The sequence below is a fragment of the Micromonospora marincola genome (assembly GCF_056150385.1).
The window spans coordinates 49,835-63,255 of sequence record NZ_JAXCFT010000022.1 but is presented as its reverse complement, the minus strand read 5'-3'; the positions used below and the strand labels follow the sequence as shown (position 1 = coordinate 63,255).

The following is a 13,421-nucleotide window of genomic DNA, read 5'->3' as shown; positions in this document are numbered from 1 at the left end:
GCGAGGAGATGGGACCTGTGACCATCCGGGTTGGCATCAACGGCTTCGGCCGGATCGGCCGTAACTTCTTCCGGGCAGTGCTGGCGTCCGGCGCCGACATCGAGGTCGTCGCCGTCAACGACCTGACCGACAACGCGACGCTCGCCCACCTTGTCAAGTACGACAGCATCCTGGGCCGCCTCCCGCACGAGGTGAAGGCCACCGCCGACGAGATCACCGTGGGCGGCAAGACCATCAAGGCGTTCGCCGAGAAGGACCCGGCGAAGCTGCCGTGGGGCGAGGTCGGCGCCGACGTGGTCATCGAGTCCACCGGGTTCTTCACCGACGGCGGCAAGGCGAAGGCGCACATCGACGGCGGGGCCAAGAAGGTCATCATCTCCGCGCCGGCGAAGAACGAGGACGTCACCGTGGTGATGGGCGTCAACCAGGACCAGTACGACCCGGCCAAGCACAGCATTATCTCGAACGCGTCCTGCACCACCAACTGCCTCGCCCCGATGGCCAAGGTGCTGCACGACACGTTCGGCATCACCAAGGGTCTGATGACCACCATCCACGCGTACACGCAGGACCAGAACCTGCAGGACGCGCCGCACAAGGACCTGCGCCGGGCGCGGGCCGCCGCGCTCAACATCGTGCCGACCTCGACCGGCGCCGCGAAGGCGATCGGCCTGGTCCTGCCGGACCTCAAGGGCAAGCTCGACGGGTACGCGCTGCGCGTGCCGATCCCGACCGGTTCGGCCACCGACCTGACCGTCGAGGTCGGCCGGGAGACCACCGTGGACGAGGTCAACGCCGCGCTGAAGGCCGCCGCGGACGGCCCGCTCAAGGGCATCCTGGTCTACAACGAGGACCCGATCGTCTCGTCGGACATCGTCACCGACCCGGCGTCGTGCATCTTCGACGCGCCGCTGACCAAGGTGATCGGCAACCAGGTCAAGGTCGTCGGCTGGTACGACAACGAGTGGGGCTACTCCAATCGCCTGGTCGACCTGGTCAAGCTGGTGGGTCAGTCGCTGTGACGATCCGTAACCTCGACGACCTGCTTGCCGAGGGGGTCTCGGGTCGGCGCGTGCTTGTGCGCGCCGACCTGAACGTCCCGCTCGACAAGCAGACCGGCGCCATCACCGACGACGGTAGGATCCGGGCCGTGCTGCCGACGCTCGGCGCGCTTGTGCAGGCGGGCGCGAAGGTGGTCGTCTGCTCGCACCTGGGCCGGCCGAAGGGCGCGCCGGACCCGCAGTTCAGCCTCCGCCCGGTCGCCGGGCGGCTCGGTGAGCTGCTCGGCGCCCCGGTGAGCTTCGCCGAGGACACCGTGGGCGACTCGGCGCAGTCCACCGTGGCCGGGCTGGCCGACGGTCAGGTCGCGCTGCTGGAGAACCTGCGGTTCAACAAGGGCGAGACGAGCAAGGACGAGGCCGAGCGGGGCGCGTTCGCCGACCAGCTCGCCGCGCTCGGCGACGCCTACGTCGACGACGCCTTCGGCGCGGTGCACCGCAAGCACGCGAGCGTGCACGACGTGCCGGCGCGACTGCCGCACGTCGCCGGCCGGCTCGTGCTGCGCGAGGTCGAGGTGCTCAGCAAGCTGACCGGCGAGCCGGAGCGCCCGTACGTGGTGGTGCTCGGTGGCTCGAAGGTCTCCGACAAGCTGGCCGTGATCGAGGCGCTGCTGCCCACTGTCGACCGGCTGCTCATCGGCGGCGGGATGTGCTTCACCTTCCTCAAGGCCCAGGGCCACGAGGTGGGCACCTCGCTGCTGGAGGAGGAGATGGTCGAGACCTGCCGCAACCTGCTGGAACGCGCGCCGGGCAAGATCATGCTCCCGGTCGACGTGGTGGCCGCGGACGCCTTCGCCCCGGACGCCGCGCACGACACGGTGCCGGCTGACGGCATCCCCAGCCACCGGCTGGGCCTGGACATCGGCCCGGAGACGGTGGCTGCCTTCGCCGCCGTGCTGTCCCAGGCGAAGACCGTCTTCTGGAACGGCCCGATGGGCGTGTTCGAGATGGCGGCGTTCGCGAACGGCACCCGCGGGGTGGCCGAGGCGATCACCAAGGCGGACGCGTTCAGCGTGGTGGGCGGCGGTGACTCCGCCGCGGCGGTGCGCGCGCTGGGCCTGGACGAGTCCTCGTTCGGGCACATCTCCACTGGTGGCGGCGCCTCCCTGGAATATCTGGAGGGCAAGACCCTCCCCGGCATCGCGGCTCTGGAGAACTGAATGGCGAGCACGACCCGCCGGCCGCTGATGGCCGGCAACTGGAAGATGAATTTGAACCACCTCGAGGCCAACCTGCTGATGCAGAAGCTGGCCGCGAGCCTGACCGAGAAGCAGCTCACCGACGTCGAGTGCGTGGTGCTGCCGCCCTTCACCGACCTGCGTACCGTGCAGACCGCGGTGGACGGCGACAAGCTGCTGATCGGCTACGGCGCGCAGGACCTGTCGCCGTTCCCGTCCGGGGCGTACACCGGTGACATCGCCGGGTCGATGCTCGCCAAGCTCGGCTGCACCTACGTGGCGGTCGGCCACTCCGAGCGGCGGCAGTACCACTACGAGGACGACGCGCTCGTCAACGCGAAGGTGGCGGCGGCGCTCGCGAACGGGCTCACCCCGATCCTCTGCATCGGCGAGGGCCTGGAGATCCGCGAGCAGCTCAAGCAGGTTCCGCACTGCTGCGACCAGCTCGACGGCGCGCTGAAGGGGCTCACCGCCGAGCAGGTCACCAAGGTCGTCGTCGCGTACGAGCCGGTCTGGGCGATCGGCACCGGCAAGACGGCGACGCCCGAGGACGCCCAGGAGGTCTGCGGCGAGGTGCGCAAGCGGCTCGTGGAGACCTACGACGAGGCCACCGCCGGGCAGGTCCGGATCCTCTACGGCGGGTCGGTGAAGGCGTCGAACGTCGCCGCGATCATGGCCCAGCCGGACGTGGACGGGGCGCTTGTCGGGGGCGCGAGCCTCGACGCGGAGGAGTTCGCGCAGATCTGTCGGTTCCCGGAGCACACGGGCCGCTGATCGCTCGCTATTCTTGACGCTGCCCGTCCACCGGTCGGTGCCGCCGTGCCCGACAGGTCCGGGCAGTGATCGTAACGAGAGGACTGACCCCCGCCATGCCGATCTGGTTCGCCTACACGATGATCACCTTGCTGGTCATCACCAGCGTGCTGCTCGTCCTGCTGATCCTCCTGCACCGCGGTAAGGGCGGCGGGTTGTCGAGCATGTTCGGCGGCGGCGTCAGCTCCAGCCTGGCCGGTTCCTCGGTGGCCGAGAAGAACCTCGACCGCTACACCGTTCTGGTGGGGATCGTCTGGTTCGCGTGCATCGTCGGGCTGGGGCTCTGGCTCCGGCTCCAGATGAGCAGCGGCACCTGAGCGAGCGCCGAAGAAGCGTACAATCTGCGCGCGGTCCGTCACGGACCGCGCGCAGTTTTGTTTCTCCGCCCGTCGCCCGTCGCCGACCCCTCCGGCGGCGGTCCCCCTCCGACGACAGGGAGCGAGCAACCGTGCCCAGCAACAACGTCATCCGCGGCACCCGGATCGGGTCCGCCCCCGAGCGCTTCGACCAGCGCTCCGAGCCGGCCCCGCGCCGGCCGGTCGTCTACTGGTGCCGCCACGAGCACCGGGTCGAGTTCCTGATCGCCGCCGAGGCGGAGACCCCGGCGTCGTGGGACTGCCCCCGCTGCGGTGAGCCGGCCGGCCCCGAGCCGGGCAACCCGCCGGGCCGGCAGCGCGCCGAGCCCTACAAGACCCATCTGGCGTACGTGCAGGAGCGCCGCACCCCGGAGGAGGGCGAGGCGCTGCTCGCGGAGGCCCTGGCGGCCCTACGCCGCCGCCGGGGCCGCGCCTGACGCGGCCATCCCCAGCGGTGTTAAGAAGGGGCCCCGCCTATACCGCAGGCGTTAAGAGGGGGCCCCTCCTTATCACCTCAAGCTGCGCGAGCGCGGCGGGACGTTCGCCGCCGCGGCGCGGTCCAGCAGCCAGAGGGTACGGGAGACGCCGTGCACGCCGGCCGCCGGCAACTGCACCGGCCCCGCCCCGGCCAGCGCCATGCCCACCGCCCGGGCCTTGTCCGCCCCGGCGGCGACCAGCCACACCTCCTCCGCCGTGTTGATCGTCGGCAGGGTCAGCGTGGTGCGCACCGGCGGCGGCTTCGGGCTGCCCCGCACCGCGCTCACCGGGCGGTTGTCGTGGTGCACCGGGTGCTCCGGGAACACCGACGCCACGTGCCCGTCCTCACCGACACCGAGCATCAGCACGTCGAAGTGGGGGAGGGCGGCGTGCCCCGGACGCGCGGCGGCGGCCAACTCCCGCGCGTACCAGGCGGCGGCAGACTCCGGGTCATCACCGGCCGGACCGTCCGACGCCGGCATCTGGTGCACCCGGGCCGGGTCCAGCGGCAGCGCGTCAAGCAGCGCCGCCCGGGCCTGGGTCTCGTTGCGCTCCGGGTCACCGGCCGGCAGGAACCGTTCGTCGCCCCACCAGAAGTCGACCCGGGACCAGTCGACGGCGTCCCGGGCCGGCAACTCGCCGACCGCCCGGTGGACCGCCGCGGCGATCCGCCCGCCGGTCAGCACCACCGACGCCTGACCGCGCTCGGCCTGCGCGTCGAGCAGCTTCACCACAAGCCGGGCCGCCACCGCCTGCGCCAGCAGGTCAGGGTCGGCGTGTACGGCGACACTCGCCTCACTCATCCGTCGTGCCCTCGCGTTCCGACCACCCCGCGGCGGTCCTCGGTGCCTGTCGCCGCCCCGTCCGGGCGGTCACTCGTTCGCGGTCGCGCCCGCGTGCGCGGTCACGCCGGCCTCGGCGCGTCGGGCGGTCGCCGGATCCTTCCACACGTGCACCCGCTGGGCCGAACGCTGGTCCAGCCCGGTCAGCCCGAACGCCGCGCCGAGCGCCTCGGCGTACACCTGGTCGGCGTCGAGACGGCGCAGCTCCTCGGCCAGCTCGTCGCCGAGCGGCCGGCGGACCAGCGGCAGCGTCCGGTCCTCCTGCCCGGTACGGCGGAAGTTCGCGACGCTGTCGTCCCGGGTCAGCGTCAGCTCGTCGCCGTTGGCGCAGCGCAACTGCACCTCGCACATCCGCGGGGACCTGTCGGTGTGCTCCCAGGTCGGCTCGATGCCGAGCCGGGCGGTCAGCCATCCGCGCATCAGCGCCGCGGTCGGGTCGGCGCGCGGCGCCACCACCGTCGCCTCGGTGACCCGGGCCTGGGTGGTGTCGAACGCCCCGGCGACAAGCGTGCGCCACGGGGTGATCCGGGTCCAGGCCAGGTCGGTGTCGCCAGGCGCGTAGTCGTGCGCCCGTTGCCGCAGCGCGGCGATCGGGTCGGGGGCCTGCGCCGTGTCGGTGATCCGGCGGTCGGCCACCACGCCGAGGAAGTCGGTGGCGATCTCGTGCGGCGGCTCGTCGTGCCACCAGGTCACCACCGGCACGTCCGGCACCAGCAGCGGCATCACCACGGACTCGGCGTGCAGCGCGAGCCGGCCGTACATCCGGGTGACCACCGCCTCGCACGGGCCGAGCCGGCCGCCCACGACGATCTCCGCGTCCAGCCGGTTGCGGTCCCGCTCGACGTCCGAGCGGACCACCACGAGAAGCCGGCAGGGGTGCGCGGCGGCGGCGATGGTGGCCGCCGCCTCCGCCTCCCGGACCCGCTTCTCGTCCACCACGACGATCAGGGTGAGCGCCATCCCGCTTGCCACCCCGCCCGCGCTGCGCCGCTCGGCGGCCAGCGCCTTGACCACCTCGTTGCCGGTGGTGTCCCACAGCCCGATCACTGGAGCCTCCTGGTTCGCTCGCTCTGCCCGCTCACGCTCTCCGCCAAGCCCGGCCCTCGCGGGCCAGCATCTCGTCGGCGGCCCGGGGGCCCCACTCGCCGGCCCGGTACGGCTCCGGCTTCGTCCCCTCCCAGGCGTGCTCCAGCGGGTCGACGACCTGCCAGCTCTGCTCGACCTCGGCGGCGTCCGGGAACAGCGTCCGGTCGCCGATCAGCACGTCGAGCACCAGCCGCTCGTACGCCTCGGGGCTGGACTCGGTGAACGCCTCGCCGTACTGGAAGTCCATCGCGATGTCGCGGACCTCCATGGTGGTGCCCGGCACCTTGGAGCCGAACTTCAGCACCACGCCCTCGTCCGGTTGCACCCGGATGACGAGCTGGTTGGAGCCGAGGGACTCCATGTCGGCCGGGTCGAACGGCAGGTGCGGCGCCTTCTTGAACATGATGGCCACCTCGGTGACCCGCCGGGGCAACCGCTTGCCGGCCCGGATGTAGAACGGCACCCCGGCCCAGCGCCGGTTCTGGATGGCCAGCTTCACCGCCACGTACGTCTCGGTGGTGGAGTCCTCCGGGACGTCGTCCTCCTCCAGGTAGCCCTTGGCGCGCTCGCCGCCCACCCAGCCGGGCAGGTACTGCCCGCGCACCGTGTCCGCGGCGATGTCCCGCGGCACGGCGATGGCCTTGAGCACCTTGAGCTTCTCGGCCCGGATCTCGTCGGCGTCGAAGCTTGTCGGCTCCTCCATCGCGACCAGGGCGAGCAGTTGGAGCAGGTGGTTCTGGAGCACGTCCCGGGCGGTGCCGACCGAGTCGTAGAACGCGGCCCGGGTGCCGATGCCGACGTCCTCGGCCATGGTGATCTGCACCGAGTCGACGTACTTGGAGTTCCACAGCGGCTCGAACAGGTTGTTGGCGAACCGCAGGGCCAGGATGTTCTGGACCGTCTCCTTGCCCAGGTAGTGGTCGATCCGGAAGACGTCCTGGCGGGTGAAGACGTCGTCGACCAGGTCGTTGAGCGCCTTGGCCGAGGGCAGGTCGTTGCCGAACGGCTTCTCCACGACCACCCGCCGCCAGCCGCCGGACTTCTCGTTGTCCGCCATGCCGGTGCGGGCGAGCTGCTTGAGCACCACCGGGAAGGCGGCCGGGGGGATGGAGAAGTAGAACGCGGCGTTGCCGTGGATGCCGTGCGAGTCGCGCAGCTCGTCGAGCGTGGTGGCGAGCCGGTCGAAGGCGTCGTCGTCGTCGAACGAGCCACCGACGAACTTGATGTTGCCGACCAGCCGGGCCCAGACCTCCTCGCGCCACGGGGTGCGGGCGTGCTTCTTGGCCGCCTCGTGGGCAAGCGACTCGAAGTCGCCGTCGCCCCAGTCGCGGCGGGCGAAGCCCAGGACCGCGAAGCCGGGCGGCAGCAGCCCCCGGTTCGCCAGGTCGTAGACCGCCGGCAACAGCTTCTTCCGGGCCAGGTCGCCGGTGACCCCGAAGATCACCAGGGCGCACGGCTCAGGGATACGCGGCAGCCGCCGGTCCTGGGAATCACGTAACGGGTTCACCGGGCCACCTCCTCCTGCATCTCGGTCCGCTGATTCCAGGTCGTTGATCGTCACGTACGTGTCCGTCCGGCCGTATCCAGCAGCTGGGCGACGCCGGTCGCCCGCTCGGTCAGGTGCAGTCGCAGCACCGGTCGCTCCCGGCGGGCCAGGGCCCGCCGGTCCGCGGCGGCCTGGGCCGCCTGTAGCTCGGCGAAGGTGTACGGGCGACCGGGCACCGGAAGATCATCGGTGACCGCACCGGTGATCTGGAGGTGCCGGGCGCGCCCGTCGGTGTGGGCCGGGCGGCGGGGGCCCCACCCGACGGTCACCGGCCGCCCGGTGCGCCGCGCCAGCACCGGGCGCAGCCCGGCCACCGCCGCGTCGGCCCGCCGGTCGAGCCACGCGGTCACCGCGAGGTGCTCGTCGGGGCCCAGCCCGTCGGTGAGCCAGCGCAGCGCGCCGGCCAGGTCGGCGGGGGCGCCCGCCGGGGCGTACACCTCGATCGCGCCCTCGACCGACGAGGGCGACGGGCCCGCCGGCGCCGGCTCGTCGTCGCACGTGGCGCCGGCGGGCTCCGCGAACGGGTCGACCCGCAGCGTCACCGCGGCGGTGGCGGCGGCGTACTGCCAGGTGAGGAACTGCGCGCCGAGCGGGCCGTTGACCGCCACGTCGGCGGCCGGGCCGGGCGCCACACCCGGGCCGAGCGCGCCGCCGAGGCCGACCGTCAGCACCCCCGGGCCGGTGGCGCCGGGCGCGTCCGGGGACTCCGTCGCGACCGGCAGGACCCGCCCGCCGGTCGCCGCGGCGAGCAGCGCGGCGGCCCAGTGGCGCAGCCCGTCGAGGCCGGTGCCGTCGGGCACCAGCGCCACGGTGGCCCGTCCGCCGTCGGGCGCCGCGCCGAGCGCCGCGCCGAGCGCCAGGCCGGGATTGTCCCGGCCCCGGTCCAGCGCGCCGGCAAGCGCCGCGGCCTCGTCCAGCAGCTCGGTGACCGGGGCGCCGGCGAGCGCCGCCGGGACCAGGCCGAACGCGGTGAGCGGGGCCCACTGCCCGGCCACCTCCGGATCGGCCGGAAGCACCACCGCGCCCCACTCGTCGGCGAGCGCCTCCAGCTCCGAGCCGGGCCGGGTGACCACCACGACGTGCCGGGCGGCCTCCGGCCCCGCATCGCGCCACACCTGCCGGTAGGCCCGCAGGTGGGCGTCGGTGGTGCGGTCCAGGGTGGCGCGCGCGGACCGGTCCACCGCGTCCGCGCCGTGCACGGCCAGGCCGGCGGCGATGTCCGCCGGACCGGCCACCAGGTCGCTCAGGTCACTCACCTCACCGGTTCCACGGTACGGCGGGACGCGCCCCGGGGCGGCGCCCCGGGACGCGTCGGACGCCATCTGTCACGCGTTCCCGCCGGCCTGCTGGGCGTTCTGCGCGTTCCCTTCGGCGGCCCGGTGCGGGCTGTCGGCGCCCTTGGCCGCGTCGGCGAGGGACTTCTTGACTCCCTCCAGCAGCTCCAGCCAGCTCGCCTCGAACTTCTCCACGCCCTCCCGCTCCAGGGTGGCGATCACGTCAACCAGGTCCACGCCTACCGACTCCAGGTCCGCGAAGACCTTCCGCGCGTCGTCGTACGCGCCGGTGACCGTGTCGGCCCGGGTCTCGCCGTGGTCGGCGTAGGCGTGGACGACCGGCTCCGGCATGGTGTTGACCGTGCCGGGGGCGATCAGCTCCTCGACGTAGATGACGTCCCGGTAGTCCGGGTTCTTCGTCGACGTGGAGGCCCACAACGGCCGCTGCGGGTGGGCGCCGGCGTCGGCCAGCTTCTGCCAGCGTGCCGACGAGAACACCTCGGCGTACCGCTCGTACGCCAGCCGGGCGTTCGCGACCGCGGCCTTGCCGCGCAGCGACTTGGCCTGGTCGGAGCCGATCTTCTCCAGCCGCTTGTCCACCTCGCTGTCGACCCGGGAGACGAAGAACGAGGCGACCGAGCCGATCTTCGACAGGTCGTGCCCGTTGGCCCGGGCCTGCTCCAGGCCGGCCAGGAACGCCTCCATCACCTGCGAGTAGCGGTCCAGCCCGAAGATCAGCGTGACGTTCACGCTGATCCCCTCCGCGAGCGTCCTCGTGATCGCCGGCAGGCCCTCCTCGGTCGCCGGGATCTTGATGAAGAGGTTCGGCCGGTCGACGAGCCACCACAGCGCCTTGGCCTCGGCGGTGGTCTTGTCCGCGTCGTGCGCGGATCGCGGGTCCACCTCGATCGACACCCGGCCGTCCACCCCGGCGCTGGCGTCGTACGAGGGGCGCATCACGTCGCACGCCCACCGCACGTCGTACGTGGTGAGCATGCGCACCGCCTCCTCGACGTCCACGTCGCGGGTGGCGAGGTCACGCAGTTGCCAGTCGTACTCGTCGGCGTCGCTCAGCGCCTTCGCGAAGATCGTCGGATTGGTGGTCACCCCGGCCACGTGGCTCTCCCGGCGGAGTTTGTCCAGCCCGCCGGAGGTCAGTCGTACCCGGGAGAGATCGTCGAGCCAGATCGCCACCCCGGCGTTCTGGAGCTCGCTCAGCCTGTCCGTCATGCCGTCCACGCTCCCCTCAGTTGCCGGTCGTGAAACCGGTGATGTCGCCCACCCGGGTCAGCGCCGCGTGCGCGGCGGCCACGATCCGGTCGGGGGTGAACCCGAACTGCTCGAAGAGCACGGTGTAGGGCGCGCTCGCGCCGTAGTGCTCGATGCTCACGCACTCGCCGCTGTCACCGACGATCCCCCGCCAGGACATCGCGATGCCCGCCTCCACGCTCACCCGTGCCTTTACCCCGCGCGGCAGCACCGACTCCCGGTACGCCTCGTCCTGCGCGAAGAACCATTCCTGGCACGGCATGGACACCACCCGGGTGGGGGTGCCGTCGGCCTCCAGCCGCTCCCGGGCCGTGAGGCAGAGCTGCACCTCCGAACCGGTGCCGACGATGATCACCTGCGGCTTGCCGTTCGACGCCTCGGCCAGCACGTACCCGCCCTTGGCGGTGCCCTCCGCCGAGCCGAACTCGGAGCGGTCCACCGTCGGGAGCGCCTGCCGGCTGAGCGCCAGCGCGGTCGGCCGGTCGGTGTGCTCAAGCGCCTGCCGCCACGCCCACGCCGTCTCGTTGGCGTCGGCCGGGCGGACCACGTCCAGGCCGGGGATGGCCCGCAGCGCGCTCAGGTGCTCGATCGGCTGGTGGGTCGGGCCGTCCTCGCCGAGACCGATCGAGTCGTGCGTCCAGACGTAGGTCACCGGCAGCTTCATCAGCGCGGCGAGCCGCACCGACGGGCGCATGTAGTCGCTGAACACCAGGAACGTGCCGCCGTAGGGGCGGGTGCCGCCGTGCAGCGCGATGCCGTTGAGGATCGACCCCATGCCGTGCTCGCGGATGCCGAAGTGCAGCGTGCGGCCGTACTCGTCGCCCGGGAAGTCCTTGGTGGCGTGCCCGGCCGGGACGAACGACGGCTCGCCCTTCATGGTGGTGTTGTTGCTCTCGGCCAGGTCGGCCGAGCCGCCCCACAGCTCCGGCAGCACCGGGGCGAGCGCCTCCAGGACCTTGCCGGAGGCGGCCCGGGTGGCGACGCCCTTGGCGTCCGCCGGGAAGGTGGGCAGCGCGTCGGTCCAGCCGGTCGGCAGGGTACGGGTCGCCATCCGCTCCCACAGCGCCTTGCGCTCCGGGTTGGCCTGCGCCCAGGCGTCGAACCGGGTGGTCCACTCGGCCTGCTCCTGCGCGCCCCGCTCGACCACCTGGCGGGCGTGCTTGAGCACCTCCTCGTCGACCTCGAAGGTGCGCTGCGGGTCGAAGCCGAGAATCTCCTTGGTGGCCTTGACCTCGTCCGCGCCGAGCGCCGAGCCGTGGATCTTGCCGGTGTTCTGCTTGTTCGGCGCGGGCCAGCCGATGATGGTGCGCAGCGCGATGAACGAGGGCTTGCCGGTCTCCGCCTTGGCGGCCAGCAGCGCCTGGTAGAGCGCCTCGACGTCCTCGTGGTAGTCGCCCTGGTCGGCGTCGCCGGTGCGCCAGTCGACGGTCTGCACGTGCCAGCCGTACGCCGCGTAGCGGGCCGCCACGTCCTCGCTCTTGGCGATCCGGGTGTCGTCCTCGATCGAGATCTCGTTGTCGTCGTAGATCACGCAGAGGTTGCCGAGCTGCTGGTGGCCGGCGAGCGCGCTGACCTCGTGGGTGATGCCCTCCTCGATGTCACCGTCGGAGGCGATGCACCAGATGTCGTGCCGGAACGGCGAGTCGTCGCGGTCCGGCTCGGGGTCGAACAGGCCCCGCTCGCGCCGCGCCGCCATGGCGAAGCCCACCGCGTTGCCCAGACCCTGACCGAGCGGGCCGGTGGTGGTCTCCACCCCCGGGGTGTGGCCGTGCTCCGGGTGGCCCGGGGTGAGCGAGCCCCACTGGCGCAGCGCCTTGAGGTCGTCCAGGGCCAGCGGATAGCCGGAGAGGAAGAGCTGGATGTAGAGCGTCAGGCTGGAGTGCCCGGCGGACAGCACGAACCGGTCCCGGCCGGGCCAGTTCGGGTCGGTCGGGTTGTGCCGCATGACCCGGTTGAAGAGCAGGTACGCCGCCGGGGCGAGGCTCATCGCCGTACCCGGGTGGCCGTTGCCGGATTTCTCCACGGCGTCCATGGCCAGCACGCGGACCGTGTCGACGGCCCTGCGGTCGAGGTCGGACCAGTTGAGAGCGGGAAGCTCGGGTCGTTTCGCAGCCACGTTGTGTGCTCCTCGGCAGATGGGCGGAACCCTCAGTGATGACCCTATCGAGCGACGCTAAACGTCCGCCCGGGGATCTCGGCATGCTGACTTCTACGTGTCCCGCCCGGCCGGGCGTTCAACCACCGGTGTGACGGCCCGCACCGTTGCCGGGTCCGCGGGGCAGCCAAAACGACGACGCGTAGTGTGTGGCTCGGTGTGTGGACCCGGTTCGGGTCCGGGCCGTAAGACCTCCCTTGCCGATGCCGGAAGGTGGCAATCCGTGAGCATGATCACCGAGCGCCCGGTCAGCAATCCTGCCGGGACGTCGCCGGTGGGCGCGGTGACGGCGGCGCCGGCGACCGGCCGGCGGGACGTGCGGGCCGTGGTGGCCGCGTACGTGGCGCTCACCAAGCCGCGGATCGTGGAGCTGCTGCTGGTCACCACCGTGCCGGCGATGATGCTCGCGGACGGCGGTATGCCGTCGCTGTGGCTGGTGGCCGTGGTGCTTGTCGGCGGCTCGCTCGCCGCCGGCGCGGCAAGCGTGCTCAACTGCTACATCGACCGCGACATCGACCAGTTGATGCGGCGCACCAAGCGCCGGCCGCTGCCCGCGCACACCGTGTCGCCCCGCAGCGCGCTTGTCTTCGGGCTGGTCCTGGCGGTGGTGTCGGTGGCGCTGATGGCGGCCACCACCAACTGGCTGGCGGCCGGGTTGACGCTTGCCGCGATCGCCTACTACGACCTGGTCTACACGCTCTGGTTGAAGCGGACCACGGCCGCGAACACGTTCTGGGGCGGTGTCTGCGGGGCCGCGCCGGTGCTGATCGGCTGGGCCGCGGTGACCGGCGGCCTGGCGCCGGCGGCCTGGGGCCTGTTCGCGGTGGTGTTCTTCTGGCAGATGCCGCACTTCTACGCGCTGGCCATCAAGTACAAGGACGACTACGCGCGGGCCGGCATCCCGATGCTGCCGGTGGTCGCCTCCGTCCGGCGGGTCAACGCGGAGATCATCGCGTTCGCCTGGCTGACGCTGCTCTCCTCGCTTGCGATCTGGCCGCTCGGGATGAGCCCGCTCTACGGGGTGACGGCGCTCGTCGTCGGCGGCGTCTTCGTGGTCGAGGCGCACAAGCTGTGCCGGCGCGCGGCCCGTGGCGAGGCGGTCAAGCCGATGCGGCTGTTCCACTGGTCCACCACCTACCTGACCATCCTCTTCGCCGCCGTCGCCCTCGACGCGCTGCTCTGACCCGCACCGAGCGCGGTTCATCGGAATTTTTCTCGGCGAATCTCGCGGGGGATCAACCCGGACAGAGCATGACGATATTGGTCGTCCGTTTCGCCCAAACTTAACGGATAAATGCAGGCTAATTGCCCGTGGTTCCGCTTAAACCGACGGGTAATTGGTATCACATTCAGTTCACGGTTCTCGC

The 13,421-nt window shown here is 72.0% G+C and carries 12 protein-coding genes; 6 read left to right on the top strand and 6 right to left on the bottom strand.

Going from position 1 to position 13,421, the window contains the following annotated elements:
- The first annotated feature begins 17 nt into the window (after window positions 1-17).
- The 5 genes from gap to SM450_RS28215 all read left to right on the top strand — a co-directional run bounded on the left by gap (window position 18) and on the right by SM450_RS28215 (window position 3,842).
- Window positions 18-1,022, top strand: a complete 1,005-nt coding sequence (gene gap / locus SM450_RS28235; protein ID WP_474622817.1) for a type I glyceraldehyde-3-phosphate dehydrogenase — start codon at window positions 18-20, stop codon at window positions 1,020-1,022.
- Window positions 1,019-2,218, top strand: coding sequence for a phosphoglycerate kinase (locus SM450_RS28230; protein WP_474622816.1), 1,200 nt, complete (start codon window positions 1,019-1,021; stop codon window positions 2,216-2,218). Before gap ends, SM450_RS28230 begins: the two co-directional genes overlap by 4 nt.
- Window positions 2,219-3,010 carry a triose-phosphate isomerase gene (gene tpiA / locus SM450_RS28225; protein ID WP_282283520.1) on the top strand — a complete coding sequence of 264 codons (792 nt, stop codon included), beginning with the start codon at window positions 2,219-2,221 and terminating at the stop codon, window positions 3,008-3,010.
- A 95-nt stretch (window positions 3,011-3,105) separates the two neighbouring features.
- A complete protein-coding gene (secG, locus tag SM450_RS28220; protein ID WP_181569394.1) occupies window positions 3,106-3,366 on the top strand; it encodes a preprotein translocase subunit SecG in 261 nt (86 codons plus the stop codon).
- 131 nt (window positions 3,367-3,497) lie between these two features.
- Window positions 3,498-3,842, top strand: coding sequence for an RNA polymerase-binding protein RbpA (locus tag SM450_RS28215; protein WP_282283519.1), 345 nt, complete (start codon window positions 3,498-3,500; stop codon window positions 3,840-3,842).
- Window positions 3,843-3,914: 72 nt separating this feature from the next.
- Here SM450_RS28215 and pgl read toward each other — a convergent pair whose 3' ends face one another.
- The 6 genes from pgl to tkt all read right to left on the bottom strand — a co-directional run bounded on the left by pgl (window position 3,915) and on the right by tkt (window position 12,015).
- Window positions 3,915-4,685 carry a 6-phosphogluconolactonase gene (gene pgl, locus SM450_RS28210; protein ID WP_474622815.1) on the bottom strand — a complete coding sequence of 257 codons (771 nt, stop codon included), beginning with the start codon at window positions 4,683-4,685 and terminating at the stop codon, window positions 3,915-3,917.
- A 69-nt stretch (window positions 4,686-4,754) separates the two neighbouring features.
- Entirely contained in the window at window positions 4,755-5,771 is a 1,017-nt protein-coding gene (locus SM450_RS28205; RefSeq protein WP_474622814.1) for a glucose-6-phosphate dehydrogenase assembly protein OpcA, read from the bottom strand.
- A 31-nt stretch (window positions 5,772-5,802) separates the two neighbouring features.
- Window positions 5,803-7,317, bottom strand: coding sequence for a glucose-6-phosphate dehydrogenase (gene zwf, locus SM450_RS28200; RefSeq protein WP_474622813.1), 1,515 nt, complete (start codon window positions 7,315-7,317; stop codon window positions 5,803-5,805).
- A gap of 50 nt (window positions 7,318-7,367) precedes the next feature.
- Window positions 7,368-8,612: a glucose-6-phosphate isomerase gene (locus tag SM450_RS28195; protein ID WP_474622812.1), complete on the bottom strand. Its 1,245-nt coding sequence runs from the start codon at window positions 8,610-8,612 to the stop codon at window positions 7,368-7,370.
- A gap of 69 nt (window positions 8,613-8,681) precedes the next feature.
- A complete protein-coding gene (gene tal, locus SM450_RS28190; RefSeq protein WP_474622811.1) occupies window positions 8,682-9,860 on the bottom strand; it encodes a transaldolase in 1,179 nt (392 codons plus the stop codon).
- Between the two features lie 16 nt (window positions 9,861-9,876).
- Window positions 9,877-12,015: a transketolase gene (tkt, locus tag SM450_RS28185; RefSeq protein WP_474622810.1), complete on the bottom strand. Its 2,139-nt coding sequence runs from the start codon at window positions 12,013-12,015 to the stop codon at window positions 9,877-9,879.
- A gap of 262 nt (window positions 12,016-12,277) precedes the next feature.
- Between tkt and SM450_RS28180 the strand changes: the two genes are divergently transcribed.
- A complete protein-coding gene (locus SM450_RS28180; protein WP_474622809.1) occupies window positions 12,278-13,237 on the top strand; it encodes a heme o synthase in 960 nt (319 codons plus the stop codon).
- Window positions 13,238-13,421 lie beyond the last annotated feature (184 nt).

Bases quoted from the DNA above. Each gene is read 5' to 3' on its own strand.
- tpiA (WP_282283520.1), top strand. From the start codon at position 2,219: ATGGCGAGCACGACCCGCCGGCCGCTGATGGCCGGCAACTGGAAGATG.
- secG (WP_181569394.1), top strand. From the start codon at position 3,106: ATGCCGATCTGGTTCGCCTACACGATGATCACCTTGCTGGTCATCACC.
- pgl (WP_474622815.1), bottom strand. From the start codon at position 4,685: ATGAGTGAGGCGAGTGTCGCCGTACACGCCGACCCTGACCTGCTGGCG.
- tal (WP_474622811.1), bottom strand. From the start codon at position 9,860: ATGACGGACAGGCTGAGCGAGCTCCAGAACGCCGGGGTGGCGATCTGG.